The sequence below is a fragment of the Streptomyces lacrimifluminis genome (assembly GCF_014646095.1).
GTDB lineage: Bacteria > Actinomycetota > Actinomycetes > Streptomycetales > Streptomycetaceae > Streptomyces > Streptomyces lacrimifluminis.
The window spans coordinates 99,742-114,792 of record NZ_BMMU01000002.1 but is presented as its reverse complement, the minus strand read 5'-3'; the positions used below and the strand labels follow the sequence as shown (position 1 = coordinate 114,792).

Below are 15,051 nucleotides of genomic sequence, written 5' to 3'. Positions count from 1 at the left end.
CCGGCCAGGCGCCGGGAGTGCCCCAACCGCTTGGACTACCCGGCGTGACCTGCAAGTTCAGGTCTGCTGATCGGCTACACCATTCGGCGGGACACCATCTCCACGGGCATGAGCTGACCTGGCCCGTTCCGGTGAACGGTGGAGCCCTGGGCGCCTGTCACGGGCTGGACGTGCCGCTGGCCTTCGGCAACCACGGCGACACCGCCGGCGGGCTCGGCACATGCTGGCCGTGCCCACCCCGCCGTTCGAGACCGAGGCACTCTCCGCCCGCTTCCGCACAGCCTGGACCTCCTGTGCCACCACGGCGACCCGGGCCGGCCCGCGTACGACACCGAACGGCGTCTCGTCCAGGTCTTGACACCGAACCGGCCGTCGCCGCCCACCTGGAGGAGGCCTCCCGGCGGCTGTGGCAGCGCCGCGTGTCCGGCGTGCTGTTCGTGGCGACGGCCTGACGGACCGGTGGTCCTCGCCAGGGCCGCTACCGCGCGGCCAACAGCCGCAGCACCCGGTCGGAGACCGGCGCGGGCAGGGCCCGCAGCGTGCGGACCAACGCCGTTGTCTGCCAGGGGAAACAGGCCTGCGCCGGCTCCCGCTCCAACGCGCGTACGACGTACTGGGCCGCGCGCTCCTGGCTGACCTGGAAGGGCTTGGGCAGGCCGTCCGCGTCGACCCGTTCCGTTCCCACGAAGCCCGGGTGGATCGAGGTGAACCGGATTCCCCTGGGCGCCAGTTCGACGCGCGCGGCGTCGATGAGGGTGCGTACGGCCGCCTTCGCCGCCGAGTACGGGCCCTGGCGGGGGATGCCCATCAGCCCCGCCAGGGAGTTGGTGTGGGCGATCAGGCCGCCGTCCGGCTGCTCGCCCAACTGACGGATCAGCGGGACCAGATAGTTGACGACGACGTCGTAGTTCAGCGCCATGATCCGTGAGACGTCGGCCGTACTCACCCGGTCCATGGCCATGTCCGGCCCCTGACCGGCGTTGAGCAGCGCGATGTCGACGGACCCGAACTCCGCGACAGCCGTCGCCACGACCCCGGCCGCCGCCTCCGGGTCCAGGGCGTCGGCGGCGATGTCGAGGCAGGCGCTGCCGGCGGCCCGCACCTCCTGGGCCACGGCGGCCAGTTCGGGGGCGCGCCGGGCCGTGAGGACGAGTCGGTTGCCCGCCGGGGCGAGCCGCCGGGCGACCGCCGCCCCGATTCCGGAGGAGGCGCCGACGATCAGGACCGTCCGGCCGGTGATGGTGGTGGTCACAGGAAGTGGTGGCCCTCACCGCGGTAGGTGGGCACGGTGTCGACCACCGCGCCGCCGCTGACCAGGTGCAGATCGCCGATGCGCTCGCACAGTTCACCGGCCTTGGCGTGCCGCAGCCACACCCGGTCCCCGATGTTCAGCACGCTCGCGGCCCTGCCCACCAGCGGGGTCTGCACCTCCCCGAAGGACTCGGTGGCGGTGACGCGCAGCCCGGGAGGCCAGGCCAGGGTGGGCAGCCGGTCCTTGCCGAGCGGCCCGGACGCCACCCAGCCGCCGCCCAAAAGGGTCGCGATCGACGACGAGGGACGGCGGACGACGGGCAGCACGAAGTACGCCGCCGGGACGGGCCGGAAGGCGCGGTAGAAGTCGAACAGCCCCGGACCGTACAGGCCGGAGCCCGCCGCGAGTTCGGTGACGGAGTCCTCGCGGGTCGTCGTCTCCAGGCTGCCCGTGCCGCCGCCGTTGACGAACCGCAGCGGTGTCACGGCCCGTACGGCCGCGACCGCGGCTTCCCGGCGGTGGCTCAACTCCTCGACGGAGGAACGCTGCATCGCCCGGACCACGGCCCGCTTGACGGCGTTGCCGGGCTGGTTGTCGCCCAGGCCGGCGACCTGACCCTCGTACCCCATGACGCCTGTCAGCTCGAAGCCCGGACGGGACGCCACCTCGCGCGCGAACGCCTCCGCTTCCTGCGGGGTGTGCACCGGGGATCTGCGCGGCCCCAGGTGGAGACGGCCGCCCGCGAGGCGCAGGGCCGCGTCCAGTTCCAGGCAGACCTGGATACGGGTCTCGCGGGGCCCGGTGGCGGCGTCGATCAGGTCGAGATGCTCGACGCAGTCCACCATCAGGGTGATCCGGGAGGCCAGCCGCTCGTCGGCGGCCAGCCGGCGCAGCGCCGTGCGGTCGGCGGTCGGGTAGCCGACGACGATGTCGTCGAACTCCTCGGCCAGCCACAGGGCTTCGGGCAGGGTGAAGCCGAGGATGCCGTCGAATCCAGGGCGGTCCAGGGCGCGTCGGATGAGGGTGCGGGAGCGCAGCGACTTGCTGGCCAGCCGGATCGGCTTGCCGCCCGCACGGCGTTCCAGGTCGCGGGCGTTGGCGTCGAAGGCGTCCAGGTCGATGACGCCGAAGGGGGGTTCGAGGCCGGCGGTGGCCGCCCGCAGGCTGTCGAAGTGGCTTTCGGTCGCAGGAGCCGAAATGGCCCTGGGAGTGGTGGTGTTGACGGTCATCGGTGGGTGTCTCCTTGCTCGGGTACTGCCGTCGGCGCCGGGACGAGGCCCGTGCTGCGGCGCTTGGCCATGGCTGCCACCTTGGGGATCACGAAGCGCATCAGCCGGGGGAACACACCGGCGACCCGCTGAACGCGTCCGCCGATGGCGGGGTGGACGATCTCGACCGGCTTCCTCACGATGGCGTCGACGATCACCGAGGCGACCTTCTCGGGGGTGAGCGGCTTCTCGGCGAAGGTGATCACCGCGCTGGGATCTGCCATCTCCTGGTCCAGCATGGGGGTGCGGGTGCCGGGCGGATGGATGATGCTGAAGGTCACGGGCCCTTCGCGTTCCTCGATGGCCACACTGTGGTGGAAGGCGCGCAGCCCGTGCTTGGTCGCGCCGTAGGTGGTGTAGCCGGGCAGTGGCAGGAACGAACTCATGCTGCACACGGTGACGATGTGCCCATGGCCCTGGGCGCGCATCCGGGACAGTGCGGCCAGCATGCCGTTGATCGGACCGAGCAGGTTCACCTCCACCATGTGCCGGTGCTCGGCCGGCGACAACTGGCGTGCGTACCCGGTGTGGATGATCCCCGCGTTGTTGACGAGCACCTCGACCGGGCCGAGTTGGTCCGCCACGGCGTCCAACGCAGTCTCCCACGCGGCTTCGTCGCGGATGTCCAGCTCGAACGCGCGGGCTGCGGGGCCCAGTTGGCCGGCGATCCGGGTCGCCCCGGCCAGGTCGATGTCCGCGAGGGCGACCCGGTGGCCCCGGCGCACCGCCTCGCGCGCGGTCGCCGCACCGATGCCGCTCGCGGCGCCGGTGATCAGGACGACGCTCACCGCTGACCTCCGTCATGAGCGCCCGTGGGCGGGGGAGTGGTGCCGTCCGTTCGCTGTCCGTGCATGGGAACTCCCGGGAAATGGCCGAGTTGACGAGAGGGCTCAGGATGGCAGGACGTACGCCTCCAGCCGTGACCCGTCGACCCGGGCCGCCTCGACCGGATCGTCGGTCGGTGTGGTGGCCGCGTACAGGGTGTTGCCGTCGGGTCCGGCGACCAGACAGCTCAGGGTGCGCTGGCTGGTGGAGACCCGGTCCAGGATCGCGCCGCCGGGGCCGACCCGGACGCACTCGCCGCGCAGCGCGTTGGCGACCCAGGCCGTGCCGTCCTTGCCCGGGGCGATGCCGTCGGGGGCGATGGGACTGGCGGAGCGGTCGGCGATCGCCGGGTGGTTGAGGAGGGCGGAGACCCGCCGGGTGACGCGGCCCAGCAGCCCGGGGTGGTTGAGGGACCTCCACAGGGCGGACGGGATCAGTGGAGCCCAGGGCCGGGGCGGGCCGAGGCGCCCGTCGGGGAGGACGGTGAGCGCGGTGAGTCGCATGGCCAGGGTCTCCGCGACCAGCAGGGTGGGTCCCTCGCCCGTAAGCCGCTCGTCGTCGAGCAGGAAAAGGCCGTTCGGGAACACCAACGGCTCGCTCAGGCCCAGCAGTTCACCCTCGGGGGAGAAGCAGGCGAGGGGTGTCCGGGGCGGTCCGGGCGGGGCGTAGAGCATCGAGTTGGGCTGCCGGCGGACGAAGCCGTGGTAGTCGAAGCCGAAGTTGCCCACGTAGGCGCGGCCCAGCCGGTCGACGAACATGTCGTTGACGGGGCCTCCGGCGACGCCCTTGAGGTCGGCGTGCACGACCAGGGTGCCGTCCGGCTCCCGCCGGTACACACAGTGCCCGTCCATCGAGACGACCAGCATCCGCCCGTCGGGCAGCCAGCCCAGGCCCCCGGCCCGGCCCGGGACCTCCGCCACCGTCTCAGGCTCTCCTCGTGTGTCCCAGCGGTGCACCGTCCCGTGGGCGAGGTCGCAGAACCACAGGGCGCCGTCGTGCCAGCGCAGCGACTCCAGGACGCCGAATCCGTCCAGAACGACTGTGGCCCTCGGTCGCACCCCTGCCTCCTGAGGCTGCACATCCCGCGGGGCGCTTGGTGCCCGGCGTTCTGTTCACGCTACGGTGGCCCAAACCGGAGAAGTAAGTCAAGTGTCCTGGACGGATGACTTACTTCTCCTGGGCCGGTTGGCTATCCTGACGGGCGAACCCACAGGTCGGACCGGTGTGGAGAGGAGAACGCGTGCCCCGCATGGCGGCGAGCGACCGGAGAGCGGAGCTCCTTGAGGCGGCGATCCGGGTCATGGCGCGCGACGGCGTGGCCAAGGCCACCACCCGGGCGGTGGTCACCGAGGCGGACATGACCCTCGGGGCCTTCCACTACTGCTTCGAGTCCAGAGCACAACTGCTCGAACTCGTCACCGAGACCCTCACCGAGCGGTACGTCGCCGAGGTCCGCGGCCTGTTCGCCCCGCACAAGGACATCCGTGACAGCGTTCTCGACAGCCTGCACGCGTTCTGGAAGGGCTTCGAGGCCAACCCCGGCGAACACCAGATCAGTTACGAGCTCACCCAGTACGCGCTGCGCAACCCCGGCTTCGAGGACGTCGCCGGAAAGCAGTACGAGATCTTCCTGCGCGCCTTCGCCGGCCTGCTCGAACTCGCCGCGGACAACGCCGGAATCGAGTGGACCGAACCCGTGCCGGTGCTCGCGAGGTACGTCCATTCGACGATCGACGGCCTCAACATGACCTGGCTCGTCGACCGCAACACCGCCGACAGCCAGGCGGCGCTGGCGCTGCTCGCCGATCACCTCCTCCTGCACGCCCGGCCACGAGCTGTCTGAGTCGCGGCCTGTCCGGGGCCGTGGGCCATCCGATGCACGAATCGCCCGAGCCGCGAGCCGTTCGATCTGCCTGAGCGAAAGGTGTCCCCATGGCGTTCGCCGACTACCAGAACGAGATCTACCTGAACGGGCTGGGCGGTGTCCTGCCCTCCTTCCCCATGGAGTTCGCCGAGTTGGCGGACCGCGCCCGCGCCGCCCTGCCGCCGTCCGTCTGGTCCTACGTGGCCGGGGGCGCCGGCGACGAGCACACCCAGCGGGCCAACGTCGCCGCCTTCCAGCGCTGGGGCCTGATCCCGCGCATGTTCGTCGGTGCCTCCCAACGCGACCTGACCGTCGAGCTGTTCGGCATGACATTGCCGTCGCCGGTGTTCCTCGCCCCGATCGGTGTCATCGGGCTCTGCGCCCAGGACGGACACGGCGACCTGGCCACGGCCCGAGCCGCCGCCCGTACCGGAGTCCCGATGGTCGCCTCCACCCTGTCCGTGGACCCGCTGGAGGATGTGGCCGGCGAACTCGGCGACACCCCCGGCTTCTTCCAGCTCTACACCCCGACCGACCGGAGCATCGCCGAGAGCCTCGTCCACCGTGCCGAACGGGCCGGGTACCGGGGCATCGTCGTCACCCTCGACACCTGGATCACCGGCTGGCGCCCGAGGGACCTCGCGACGGCCAACTTCCCCCAGCTGCGCGGACACTGCCTCACCAACTACACGACCGACCCGGCCTTCCGGGCCGCGCTCGGCCGCTCGCCCGAGGAGGACCCGCAATCCGCGATCCTCCACTGGACCCAGGTCTTCGGCAACCCGCTCACCTGGGACGATCTGGACTGGCTGCGCTCGTTGACCGACCTCCCCCTGATCGTGAAGCATCTGCCACCCCGAGGACGCGCGCCGGGCCCGTGACGCGGGAGTGGACGGCATCTACTGCTCCAACCACGGCGGCCGGCAGGCCAACGGCGGCCTCCCCGCCCTCGACGTCCTGCCCGCCGTCGTCGAGGCGGCCGACGGGCTGCCGGTCCTCTTCGACTCCGGGGTCCGCAGCGGCGCCGACATCGTCAAGGCCCTCGCCCTGGGCGCGACGGCGGTGGGCATCGGCCGCCCCTACGCCTACGGCTGCGCCCTCGGCGGCACCGACGGCATCGTCCACGTCCTGCGCGCCCTGCTCGCCGAGACCGACCTGATCATGGCCGTGGACGGATACCCGTCCCTCAAGGACCTCGTCCCCGCCGCGCTCCAGGCGGTCTGACCGCCCGGTAACCCCGTTCAACCGATCGGTTGAACGGGGGTTCATCCCTCGGCCTCCACCAGGCTCCGTACAGCCGACGCGCGGACCCTCTCGCCCGCGTCAGGATCGAACCCCCAGCATCACTGCCCCCCAACGAGAGGCCCACAGAGTGTCCAGTTTCCTCAGCCGACGACGTGTACTCGCCACCGGAGCCGGAGCGGCGCTCGGCGTCGGCGCGCTCGGTGTCACCGGGACCTCCGCCGCCGCGGCCCCGTCCGCCGGATCCCGCCCGGCCACGGGCGCCGAGGAGACCCGGACCCTCGACGAGCTGTACCAGGCGGCGCTGGCCGAGGGCGGCAAGCTCGTCATCTACGCGGGCGGCGACGTCGACAGCCAGGGCAACGGAATCCGCGCGGGCTTCGCGGCGCGCTTCCCGGAGATCGACCTCAAGGTCGTCATGGACTACAGCAAGTACCACGACGTCCGCGTCGACAACCAGTTCGCGACCGACACCCTCGTCCCGGACGTCGTCCAGCTCCAGACCCTCCAGGACTTCACCCGCTGGAAGGAGCAGGGCCGCCTGCTGTCCTACAGGCCCGCCGGCTTCTCCAAGGTGTACGACGGCTTCAAGGACCCGCACGGATTCTGGACCGCGATCGCCGTGATCGGCTTCAGCTACTCGTACAACGTCGCCGCGGTCGGCACCGACGTCCCGAAGTCCCCGCTCGACCTGATCGACCCGAAGTGGAAGGGGCAGATCGCGTCGTCCTACCCGCACGACGACGACGCCGTCCTCTACCTCTTCAAGCTGTACGTCGACCACTACGGCTGGGACTGGGCCGCCAGGTTCGCCGCCCAGGACGTCCGGTTCGCCCGTGGCAGCCACACGCCCGGGCTGGCCGTCTCCGGCGGACAGAAGGCACTCGGTGTGGGCGGCGCAGGCTCGCTCGTGGCGCCGTCCACCGCACCCTCCCGGTGGGCCGTCGCCGAGGGACACCCGTTCATGGCCTGGGGCCAGCGGGCCGCGATCCTCAAGCAGGGCCGGAACACCACGGCCGCCAAGCTCTACCTCAACTGGCAGCTCTCCACCGCCCAGCAGCAGAACGCCTTCAACGGCTGGTCGGTACGGACGGACGTCACCCCCGCCAGTGGGCTGAAGCCCGTCTGGAAGTACTCGAACGCGAACCTCGACGGCTTCCCCCGCTTCATGGCCGACCGGGCGCAGATCGAGCGGTGGAAGCAGACCTTCGCCTTGTACTTCGGTGAGGTGAAGGGGGATCCGACCCCGGGCGTGCTGGGCCTGCGCCCCGGGGCGTAGCCGAGAGGCGGACAGGCCGGGAGGGGGCTGCTGGTCCCTTTCCCGGCCCCTCCGTTTCCTTGCATCTTCACACAAGTCATACAGGCGGTCGCTAGACTCGGGGCCCTGTCCGATTGGATCAGTCTGCCCAAGGGGATCTGCCGTGTCCGACCGTGTCCCCGTCCGTTCGCCGCTGCCGGTTCGCGGCGGGCGGTTCACCCTGGACCACGTGTCGCATCTGGCGTTCTTCGGCATCGTGGTGTCCGCGCTGCTGCAACTGACCTGGCTCAACAGTGAGTTGTGCTGGTACATCGCGACCGTCAGCGGCTTGCTCGCGCTCACCTACACGGGTGGGGTGATGCTGTGGGACCGGCTGGGGACGGCGGGGCGGGCGGCCTGGATCCCGGTGCTGCTCGCCCTGTGGGGACTGCTTCTCCTCCTCGTCCCGGCCGCGCTGACCAACGCCTTCGCGTGGTGTGCCCTGCCGCTGGCGTGCGCCGCGCAGCGCGTGCTCGGCCGCTGGTCGGTGACTGCGGCACTCGCTCTGATCACCGTGGCCCTCGTCGCGGCACTGGTCGGCGCCGACGGCCGGTTCATGATCGACACCGTGCTGGTGCCCGTGGCGGCCGTCTGGGGAACCGTTGCCCTCTACCGCGTCCAGCAACGGGACGCCGAAGCGCGTCGGCGTCTCGTCGAGGAACTGCGCGACACGCGTGACCTCATCGCTCTCCAGCAGCGCCGGGCGGGCGTGCTGGCGGAGCGGACGCGGATCGCCCGTGACCTGCACGACACCCTCGCGCAGGAACTCGCCGGCGGGCTGATGCTGCTCCAGGCCGCCGACCGCGACTGGGACGACCGCCCCGACGTGGCCCGCGCACGCGTGCGCGCGGTCGCCGACGGACTGGGCACCAACCTCACCGAAACCCGCCGCATGATCCGGGACCTCACCCCGTCAGCCGTCGCCGAGACCGGCCTCGAAGGCGCGTTGCGTGTCCTGTGCGCGCGCTCCCAGGCCGACGGAACCGCGGCCCGCGTGCGGTTCCGGTCGGTCGGCGACCCCCAGCCCGTCCTCGACGAACACACCGCCACCACCCTGTTCCGCGTCGCGCAGAGCACGCTGGCGAACGTCCGCGAACACGCCCACGCGGTGAACGTGCAGGTCACCCTCAGCCGGCGGCAGCCGGACCGGGTGGACCTGGAAGTCAGCGACGACGGCGTCGGGTTCGACCCGGCCGAGGTCCTCGCCCGTACCTCGACGGGCCCGGGCCGCGGCTTCGGACTGCCCGCGGCGCGGGCCAGGCTGCGCGAGTACGGCGGTGACCTGGACGTCAGCGGCGCGCCGGGCCGGGGCACCCGGATCCGGGCCACGGTCTCCGCGCGGCCCCGGCCGCAGATGGCTGCCGCGCCCTTCCCCACGGCGACCGCCCGATGATCGCGGACCCGCCCGGCGCGGCCGAGCCGCTGCGCGTCCTGATCGCGGACGACCACGCCGTCGTACGGGCCGGTCTGCGCGCGCTGCTGGAGGGCGAACCCGACCTCGCTGTGATCGCCGAGGCCGGCAGCGGCGAGGAGGCTGTCGCGCTGGTCGCCCGGCTGCTTCCCGATGTCGCCCTGATGGACCTCCGGTTCGGGAGTCCGGGGGGCGGGATCGACGGGATCGAGGCGATCCGTCGGCTCGCCGCCGAGGCGCCCGGTGTTGCGGTGGTGATGCTGACCAGCTATGCCGGACGGGCCGATGTGGTGCGGGCGTTGGAGGTGGGCGCCCGGGGCTATGTGCTCAAGGCGGGCCCTCCCGAGGAACTGTTCCGCGCGGTGCGCGGGGCCGCCGCCGGGGCGCTGGGACTGGCACCGGAGATCGTCGGGGAGCTCGTCGGGCAAGTGCTGGATCCGGAGCACGAGTTGAGCGGGCGCGAGATCGAGGTCGTACGGCTGATGGCCCAGGGACTCAGCAACCGGGCCATCGCCGGGGCGCTGTTCCTCAGCGAGGCCACCGTCAAGACCCATCTCGTGCGCGTTTACCGCAAGCTCAGGGTCGACAACAGGGCGGCGGCGGTCTCGGCGGCCGTGCGCCGGGGTGTACTCGAACTGACCTGACTTGGAGGGGGAGTTGGCGAGGTGTCAGCTGTCGCCCGGACGTCACCCCCGGGCGGTGAGCCAGTCCTCGTCCGCCCAGGTGGCCGTCTCCGGTACGCGTGATCCGTAGTCCTTGAACCTGTCGACGCGTTCGCGGACGCTCGCGTGCACCCGGGCGTGCGGGGGCGGTCGGCGGCGCCGGTAGGTGAGCAGGGCCCAGACCCAGCCCATCCGGTGCACCTTGCCCAGCGCGTACGTGGGGTCGACCGTCACCTCGCGCCGGTACGCGCCGGGCTTCAGCAGGAGGCCCTTGCCGTCGGGGGCCAGGGCGCCGTCCACGACCCACTTGAGGGCGATGGTGGCGAGATGATGGTCGTCCTCGAAGGTGCCGCCGACGTCCGAGTGGACTCCCGCGAACCACACCTGCTCGACACTGTCCGGCAGCGTCGGCCGCTCGCCCGGCGTGACCAGGTACTCGCGGTAGGGCGTGCGCTTCTCGTCGATGGAGACCGCGTGCCGGACCCGGAGGGCGCCCGGCACCTGCCGGGTGTGCGGCCAGCGCAGGTTCCAGCGCAGGATGCCGGCCGCCTTCACGGAGTCCCACATGCCCAGGTACTCGACCGGGATACCGGTCCTGGCCTCCACCGTGATGCTGAACGTGCCCGCGAAACGGTGGAGTTGGGCCCAGTCGTCCGCGGTGAAGGTCTTGTTCCTGGCGTAGACCGAGACGGCGTACGGGACGAGGTTCTCCAGCCCGGGCCGCAGCAGACCGACCGCCTTGAGCATGCCGGTGAGCGCGCGGGCCGTGTACGCGCCCCGGCTGAAGCCGAACACGTGGATGTGGTCGCCCGGTTCGTAGTGCCGCATCAGATACGTGTACGCCTCGGCCAGGTTGACCCTGATCCCGGAGCCGAGGGCGAGCCCGAGAAGCTTCGACAACCGGCGGCCCACGGCCGTCCAGGCGCCCGCCGAGGAGAACGTGCCGACACCGGGGTCGTAGTACGCGATCTGCCGGGCGGGGTCGGAGAGGTCCAGCATCTCGTAGAGCCGCACGACGTTGGTGTTGCCCTTCGCGCGCAACTGGTTGCCCGTGCCGTCCAGACAGATGACGAGGTTCTTGGCCATGGCGGGCCTCACCTTCACTGGCGTATGCCAGGACATACAGGGTGTTACGAAATATAGTAGGAGAAATGCTGTCGATGGGCATGCTCGGGAGCGATGGTGTTCCGGAGGATCCATGGCCGGTTCAGTGATCCATCTCGAAGAGGCGGCCGACCCGCCACGCACCCACGCGCTGGTCGTCGGAGTCGGCAGGTACCCGCACCTCGCCGGCGGCGAGTCACCGGTCGCCGACTCCGACGGGATGCGCCAGCTCAGCTCACCCCCGCTCTCCGCCCGCGCCTTCGCCACCTGGCTGCTCACCGAGTACAACGACCCCGAACGCCCACTCGGCAGCGTGGCCCTGCTGCTCAGTGAGGAGCACCCGACCCCGTTCACCGACCCTCGTACGCGGACCGAGCACGACGTCGACGAGGCCACCATCGACAACCTCGTCACCGCGGTCGCCGACTGGTACGACCGGGGTGACAGCCACGTCGACAACCGGCTCCTCTTCTACTTCTGCGGACACGGCATCTCCCAGGGCGAGGACATGGCGCTGCTCGCCGCCGACATCTTCGCCGACCACCACAACCCCCTCAACGGAGCACTGGACTTCGCCGGCCTGATGAACGGGCTCAAGCGGTGCAAGGCCGGCCAGCAGGTGTTCTTCGTCGACGCCTGCCGCTCCAACTCCGACGTCCTGATCGAGAGTTCGGGTACACGGTTCGCCGGCCGCACCCCGCTCGGCGCCGGCGCGCGCCCGCTGGACCTGCCCCGGCGTTTCCACATCCCGTACTACGCCACCCTGGCCGGCGACCGCTCGCACGCCCGGCCCGGACAGGTCAGCCTGTTCACCGAGGCACTGCTGAAGAGCCTCGCCGGGGCCGCCAGCGACGACCCCGAGGGAGACTGGCGGGTCAACACCTCCCAACTCCTCACGGCGATCGACCACTTCATGCACCAGCCGCGCTTCGCCGGAGCCGTGGCAGGCGTCCAGGTCCCCTCGGTCGGTGAACTGCCCGTCTTCGTCCTCCACCAGCTGTCCGGCACCCCGGTCGTCCCGGTGTACGTCGGCTGCGACCCAGCCGAGGACAACGCGGAGGCCGAGTTCGTGTGCCGGGAGGACGGACAGGGCGGCCGGGAACGGCTGCGCCGGCCGCCCGACGACATCGACGAGACCGACCCCGAGAGCGAGTGGGCCATCGAACTCGGCTTCGGCAACTACGTCTTCGAGGCACATCTCGGCGACGAGGAGGTGCGGACCAAGCCGGTCACGGTGCGGCCGGTGTTCCGGCGCGTGCAGTTGGGGAAGCCGTCATGAGCACCGGCCTGCGGGTCACCGTGGCGCTGAGCCTCCACGAGTCCGACCTGCCCGACGGGGCGAAGGTCGTCGGCGACATCCACCCGGCCGACGGCACCGGCAGCGCCCACCGGGGCGTCCTCTTCCCCTGCGGCACCTCCGCGCCGGCCGCCCGCTACGAGGTCGACCCCGGGCACTACCTCGTGTCCGCCACGCTGCCCTCCGGAGTCGTCCTGTCCAAGGACGCGGAGGCGAGCGAGGGCAAGGACACCCACGTGACGCTGTGCACCGCGCGCTCGCCCTACGAGTCGCACTCCTGGCAGTACCTCATGGGCAACATCGAGCCGTACGGCGCCTATCACGACGACGAGACGATCCCGGTGCCCCGGTCCCGGGGGTCGCGCTCCGGAGTGTGGGCGACCCGCGGGGTGGTGCCGCCGGGGAACGCGGTCTGGGTCGGCGATCCGAAGCCGGAGAGCTGGCACTTCGCCCCGCTGCTCGCCCTGACCGACGGCCCCTCGCCGGAACCGATCGCCCTCGGCCTGGCCCGCTCGGCGCCGCACACGGTGCCCAGCCTCGACCTGGGCGACGCCACCGCCCGCCTCTACCGCTTCGGCCCGCACGGCCCGGTCGACGAACAGGGCGCGTCCACCCTTCAAGGGCCCACGGGCCCACGGCAGTTCCTCGTCGTCTCGCTGACCGGCGCCGAGTACGTCGTTACCCTCCCCGCGCCCTGGGGCGACACGCAGATCGAGGTGCTGGTCAACGAACGCCAGAGCCCGACCGGCAGCACCGTCTCCGTCACCGTCCGCGACAGCCGGGTGGGACCCGCCCTCGGCTATATGGCCCGGGGCGCCTTCGACACGGCGGCGGCGCTGGTAAAGGACGCCGAGGAACTGCTCTACGCCAAGATGGAGAACCCCCTCGCCGCGGTGGCCGGCGCCTATGTCCTGGTCGGCAGCGAGCTCACCGAGCGACGGCACCGCTGGGACGCCTGGCTCGATCATCTGCGCCGTGAGTGCCCCTGGCTGAGCGACGGCTCGCTGCTGTGGGGCATGCGCCATCTGCGCCGCGCCCACACCGAGACCGAGCTGCGCGCGGCACGGGACGCGCTCGTCGAGGCCTTCGACCGCGGCGTCCCGGTCTTCACCCTCGGCCTGAGCCGCCTCATCCACGGCCTCTCCGAGTTCCCCGACGACCCGGAGTGCGTCACCCGCCTCGACCAGGCCCGGCTGCTGTCCTACCGCGTGGACATGCGCGAGCCGTTCGTGATCGTCGGCCTGCGAGGGGTGCCCCACTAGCGAGAGACCCGGCGAGGGAGGCCGCGATGATCCGCTTCACGATGATGCCCGGCCAGGACGGCGACTGCCTGCTCCTGGAATACGGCGACGACACGTTCGTCCGGCGGATCCTCGTCGACGGCGGTCGCGCGGGCACGTATCCGCTGATCAAGCCGGTGCTCGCCGGGCTCGACGGGCTCGTCGACGTCCTCGTCGTCACGCATGTCGACCAGGACCACATCCTCGGAGTGCTCGCCCTGCTGAACGATCCGGAGCGCTCGGTGGAGATCGGGGACGTGTGGTTCAACGGGTTCGACCACCTGCTCGACGCCGAGGGGTTCGGCGCCCAGGACGGCGAGAAGCTCACCAGCGCGCTGCTGGCGCAGAAGGTGCCCTGGAACGACGCGTTCGGCGGGCGCGGCGCGGAGGTCGGGCGGCAGCTCGGGTGGTTCGACGACGGGTCCACGATGGAGGTGCTCTCGCCCGACCGGCGGCAGTTGGAGCGACTGGCCCCGGTGTGGGTGAAGGAGTGCGCCGCCCACGGGCTGATCCCCGGCCGGGACCCGGACGAACCGCCCGCCGTCCCCGGCTTCGAGCACTTCGGCGGCGCCGTCGACGTGGAACGGCTCGCCGCGACACCGTTCAAGGCGGACACTTCGCCGACGAACGTCACCAGCATCGGGCTGCTCTTCGAGTTCGAGGACCGGCGGATCGTCCTCACCGGCGACGCGGACGACCGCCGGCTCGTCGAGTCGATACGGCCCCGGGCCGAGGCGGCGGGCGGGCGGCTCCACGTCGACGTCCTGAAGGTCGCCCATCACGGCAGCGGCCGCAACCTCTCCAACGAGCTGCTGGGTCTCCTCGACTGCGACCGCTATCTGATCTCCACGAGCGGCGCCCGGCACGACCACCCCGACGACATCGCCATGTCACGGATCCTCCGGCACGGCGGAGCCCGCAAGGAGATCGTCTTCAACTACCGCGACCGCGCCGCGCTCTGGGACGTCACCTCCCTCAAGAACCGCTTCGGCTACACGGTGACAGCGCCGGAGCCGGACGCGCAGGACGGCCTGGTGACCTTCGAACTCTGACACCGCGGTCGCTCGGATGGCGGCCCCGCCTTGACAGGCGGACGATGGAAGAGAAACAGGGGGGCCCGACAGCCATGCAGGGGGGATGGGAGGCAGCGGACATGCTGGAGATCAAGACAGTCGAGAAGCCGGACGAGCGGCGTGATTTCCCCCGGGGACACCTCGAAGCCGTACACATGACAGGCCTCGACTTCGCCGTGGGAACCTTCGAACCGGGCTGGCGCTGGTCCGAGTGCGTCGGGCCCATCGTGGGCACGCAGAGCTGCGAGATCCACCACAACGGCTATGTCGTACAGGGCCGAATGGGCATCCGCATGGATGACGGCGGCGAGGGCGAAGTGGGCCCCGGCGACGTCTTCGTGTGCCCGGCCGGGCACGACGCGTGGGTCATCGGCGACGAGCAGGTCATCGTCCACGACTTCGCGGGAGGCATGGCACAGGATTACGCGAAGGCGCCGGGAAACTGACGCCAGGCCGATCGTGAGGACGCCACCGCC

Annotated in this window: 13 protein-coding genes and 1 pseudogene; 9 read left to right on the top strand and 5 right to left on the bottom strand. The window is 71.3% G+C overall.

The window, feature by feature from the left end:
* Nucleotides 1–478: 478 nt before the first annotated feature.
* The 4 genes from IEY89_RS03655 to IEY89_RS03640 all read right to left on the bottom strand — a co-directional run bounded on the left by IEY89_RS03655 (nucleotide 479) and on the right by IEY89_RS03640 (nucleotide 4,403).
* Nucleotides 479–1,252: an SDR family NAD(P)-dependent oxidoreductase gene (locus IEY89_RS03655; RefSeq protein ID WP_189145790.1), complete on the bottom strand. Its 774-nt coding sequence runs from the start codon at nucleotides 1,250–1,252 to the stop codon at nucleotides 479–481.
* A complete protein-coding gene (locus IEY89_RS03650; RefSeq protein ID WP_189145789.1) occupies nucleotides 1,249–2,481 on the bottom strand; it encodes an amino acid deaminase/aldolase in 1,233 nt (410 codons plus the stop codon). Before IEY89_RS03650 ends, IEY89_RS03655 begins: the two co-directional genes overlap by 4 nt.
* Nucleotides 2,478–3,308 carry an SDR family NAD(P)-dependent oxidoreductase gene (locus IEY89_RS03645; RefSeq protein ID WP_189145788.1) on the bottom strand — a complete coding sequence of 277 codons (831 nt, stop codon included), beginning with the start codon at nucleotides 3,306–3,308 and terminating at the stop codon, nucleotides 2,478–2,480. The genes IEY89_RS03650 and IEY89_RS03645 overlap by 4 nt, the downstream gene beginning before the upstream one ends.
* 102 nt (nucleotides 3,309–3,410) lie before the next feature.
* Nucleotides 3,411–4,403: an SMP-30/gluconolactonase/LRE family protein gene (locus IEY89_RS03640; RefSeq protein WP_189145787.1), complete on the bottom strand. Its 993-nt coding sequence runs from the start codon at nucleotides 4,401–4,403 to the stop codon at nucleotides 3,411–3,413.
* Between the two features lie 191 nt (nucleotides 4,404–4,594).
* On the opposite strand from IEY89_RS03640, the gene IEY89_RS03635 reads away from it, so the two are divergent.
* From IEY89_RS03635 to IEY89_RS03615, 5 genes and pseudogenes are all read left to right on the top strand, one after another.
* Nucleotides 4,595–5,188 carry a TetR/AcrR family transcriptional regulator gene (locus tag IEY89_RS03635; protein ID WP_189146084.1) on the top strand — a complete coding sequence of 198 codons (594 nt, stop codon included), beginning with the start codon at nucleotides 4,595–4,597 and terminating at the stop codon, nucleotides 5,186–5,188.
* Between the two features lie 89 nt (nucleotides 5,189–5,277).
* Nucleotides 5,278–6,433: pseudogene (locus IEY89_RS03630) on the top strand (alpha-hydroxy-acid oxidizing protein).
* Between the two features lie 148 nt (nucleotides 6,434–6,581).
* Nucleotides 6,582–7,730 carry an ABC transporter substrate-binding protein gene (locus IEY89_RS03625; RefSeq protein ID WP_189145786.1) on the top strand — a complete coding sequence of 383 codons (1,149 nt, stop codon included), beginning with the start codon at nucleotides 6,582–6,584 and terminating at the stop codon, nucleotides 7,728–7,730.
* A 142-nt stretch (nucleotides 7,731–7,872) separates the two neighbouring features.
* Nucleotides 7,873–9,141, top strand: coding sequence for a sensor histidine kinase (locus IEY89_RS03620; protein WP_189145785.1), 1,269 nt, complete (start codon nucleotides 7,873–7,875; stop codon nucleotides 9,139–9,141).
* A complete protein-coding gene (locus IEY89_RS03615; protein ID WP_189145784.1) occupies nucleotides 9,138–9,803 on the top strand; it encodes a response regulator transcription factor in 666 nt (221 codons plus the stop codon). The genes IEY89_RS03620 and IEY89_RS03615 overlap by 4 nt, the downstream gene beginning before the upstream one ends.
* Before the next feature lie 42 nt (nucleotides 9,804–9,845).
* Here the strand turns inward: IEY89_RS03615 and IEY89_RS03610 are convergent, their stop codons facing one another.
* Nucleotides 9,846–10,907, bottom strand: a complete 1,062-nt coding sequence (locus IEY89_RS03610) for a T6SS phospholipase effector Tle1-like catalytic domain-containing protein (protein WP_189145783.1) — start codon at nucleotides 10,905–10,907, stop codon at nucleotides 9,846–9,848.
* A gap of 112 nt (nucleotides 10,908–11,019) precedes the next feature.
* Here IEY89_RS03610 and IEY89_RS03605 point away from each other — a divergent pair, with 112 nt between their 5' ends.
* From IEY89_RS03605 to IEY89_RS03590, 4 genes are all read left to right on the top strand, one after another.
* A complete protein-coding gene (locus tag IEY89_RS03605) occupies nucleotides 11,020–12,204 on the top strand; it encodes a caspase family protein (protein WP_189145782.1) in 1,185 nt (394 codons plus the stop codon).
* Nucleotides 12,201–13,484: a hypothetical protein gene (locus IEY89_RS03600; RefSeq protein WP_189145781.1), complete on the top strand. Its 1,284-nt coding sequence runs from the start codon at nucleotides 12,201–12,203 to the stop codon at nucleotides 13,482–13,484. The genes IEY89_RS03605 and IEY89_RS03600 overlap by 4 nt, the downstream gene beginning before the upstream one ends.
* Before the next feature lie 26 nt (nucleotides 13,485–13,510).
* A complete protein-coding gene (locus tag IEY89_RS03595; protein WP_189145780.1) occupies nucleotides 13,511–14,554 on the top strand; it encodes a ComEC/Rec2 family competence protein in 1,044 nt (347 codons plus the stop codon).
* A gap of 101 nt (nucleotides 14,555–14,655) precedes the next feature.
* Nucleotides 14,656–15,021 carry a cupin domain-containing protein gene (locus IEY89_RS03590; RefSeq protein ID WP_189145779.1) on the top strand — a complete coding sequence of 122 codons (366 nt, stop codon included), beginning with the start codon at nucleotides 14,656–14,658 and terminating at the stop codon, nucleotides 15,019–15,021.
* Nucleotides 15,022–15,051: the final 30 nt, after the last annotated feature.

Coding starts and splice junctions, on each gene's coding strand:
- IEY89_RS03650 (WP_189145789.1), bottom strand. CDS start 2,481: ATGACCGTCAACACCACCACTCCCAGGGCCATTTCGGCTCCTGCGACC.
- IEY89_RS03635 (WP_189146084.1), top strand. CDS start 4,595: ATGGCGGCGAGCGACCGGAGAGCGGAGCTCCTTGAGGCGGCGATCCGG.
- IEY89_RS03615 (WP_189145784.1), top strand. CDS start 9,138: ATGATCGCGGACCCGCCCGGCGCGGCCGAGCCGCTGCGCGTCCTGATC.
- IEY89_RS03610 (WP_189145783.1), bottom strand. CDS start 10,907: ATGGCCAAGAACCTCGTCATCTGTCTGGACGGCACGGGCAACCAGTTG.
- IEY89_RS03605 (WP_189145782.1), top strand. CDS start 11,020: ATGGCCGGTTCAGTGATCCATCTCGAAGAGGCGGCCGACCCGCCACGC.
- IEY89_RS03600 (WP_189145781.1), top strand. CDS start 12,201: ATGAGCACCGGCCTGCGGGTCACCGTGGCGCTGAGCCTCCACGAGTCC.
- IEY89_RS03595 (WP_189145780.1), top strand. CDS start 13,511: ATGATCCGCTTCACGATGATGCCCGGCCAGGACGGCGACTGCCTGCTC.
- IEY89_RS03590 (WP_189145779.1), top strand. CDS start 14,656: ATGCTGGAGATCAAGACAGTCGAGAAGCCGGACGAGCGGCGTGATTTC.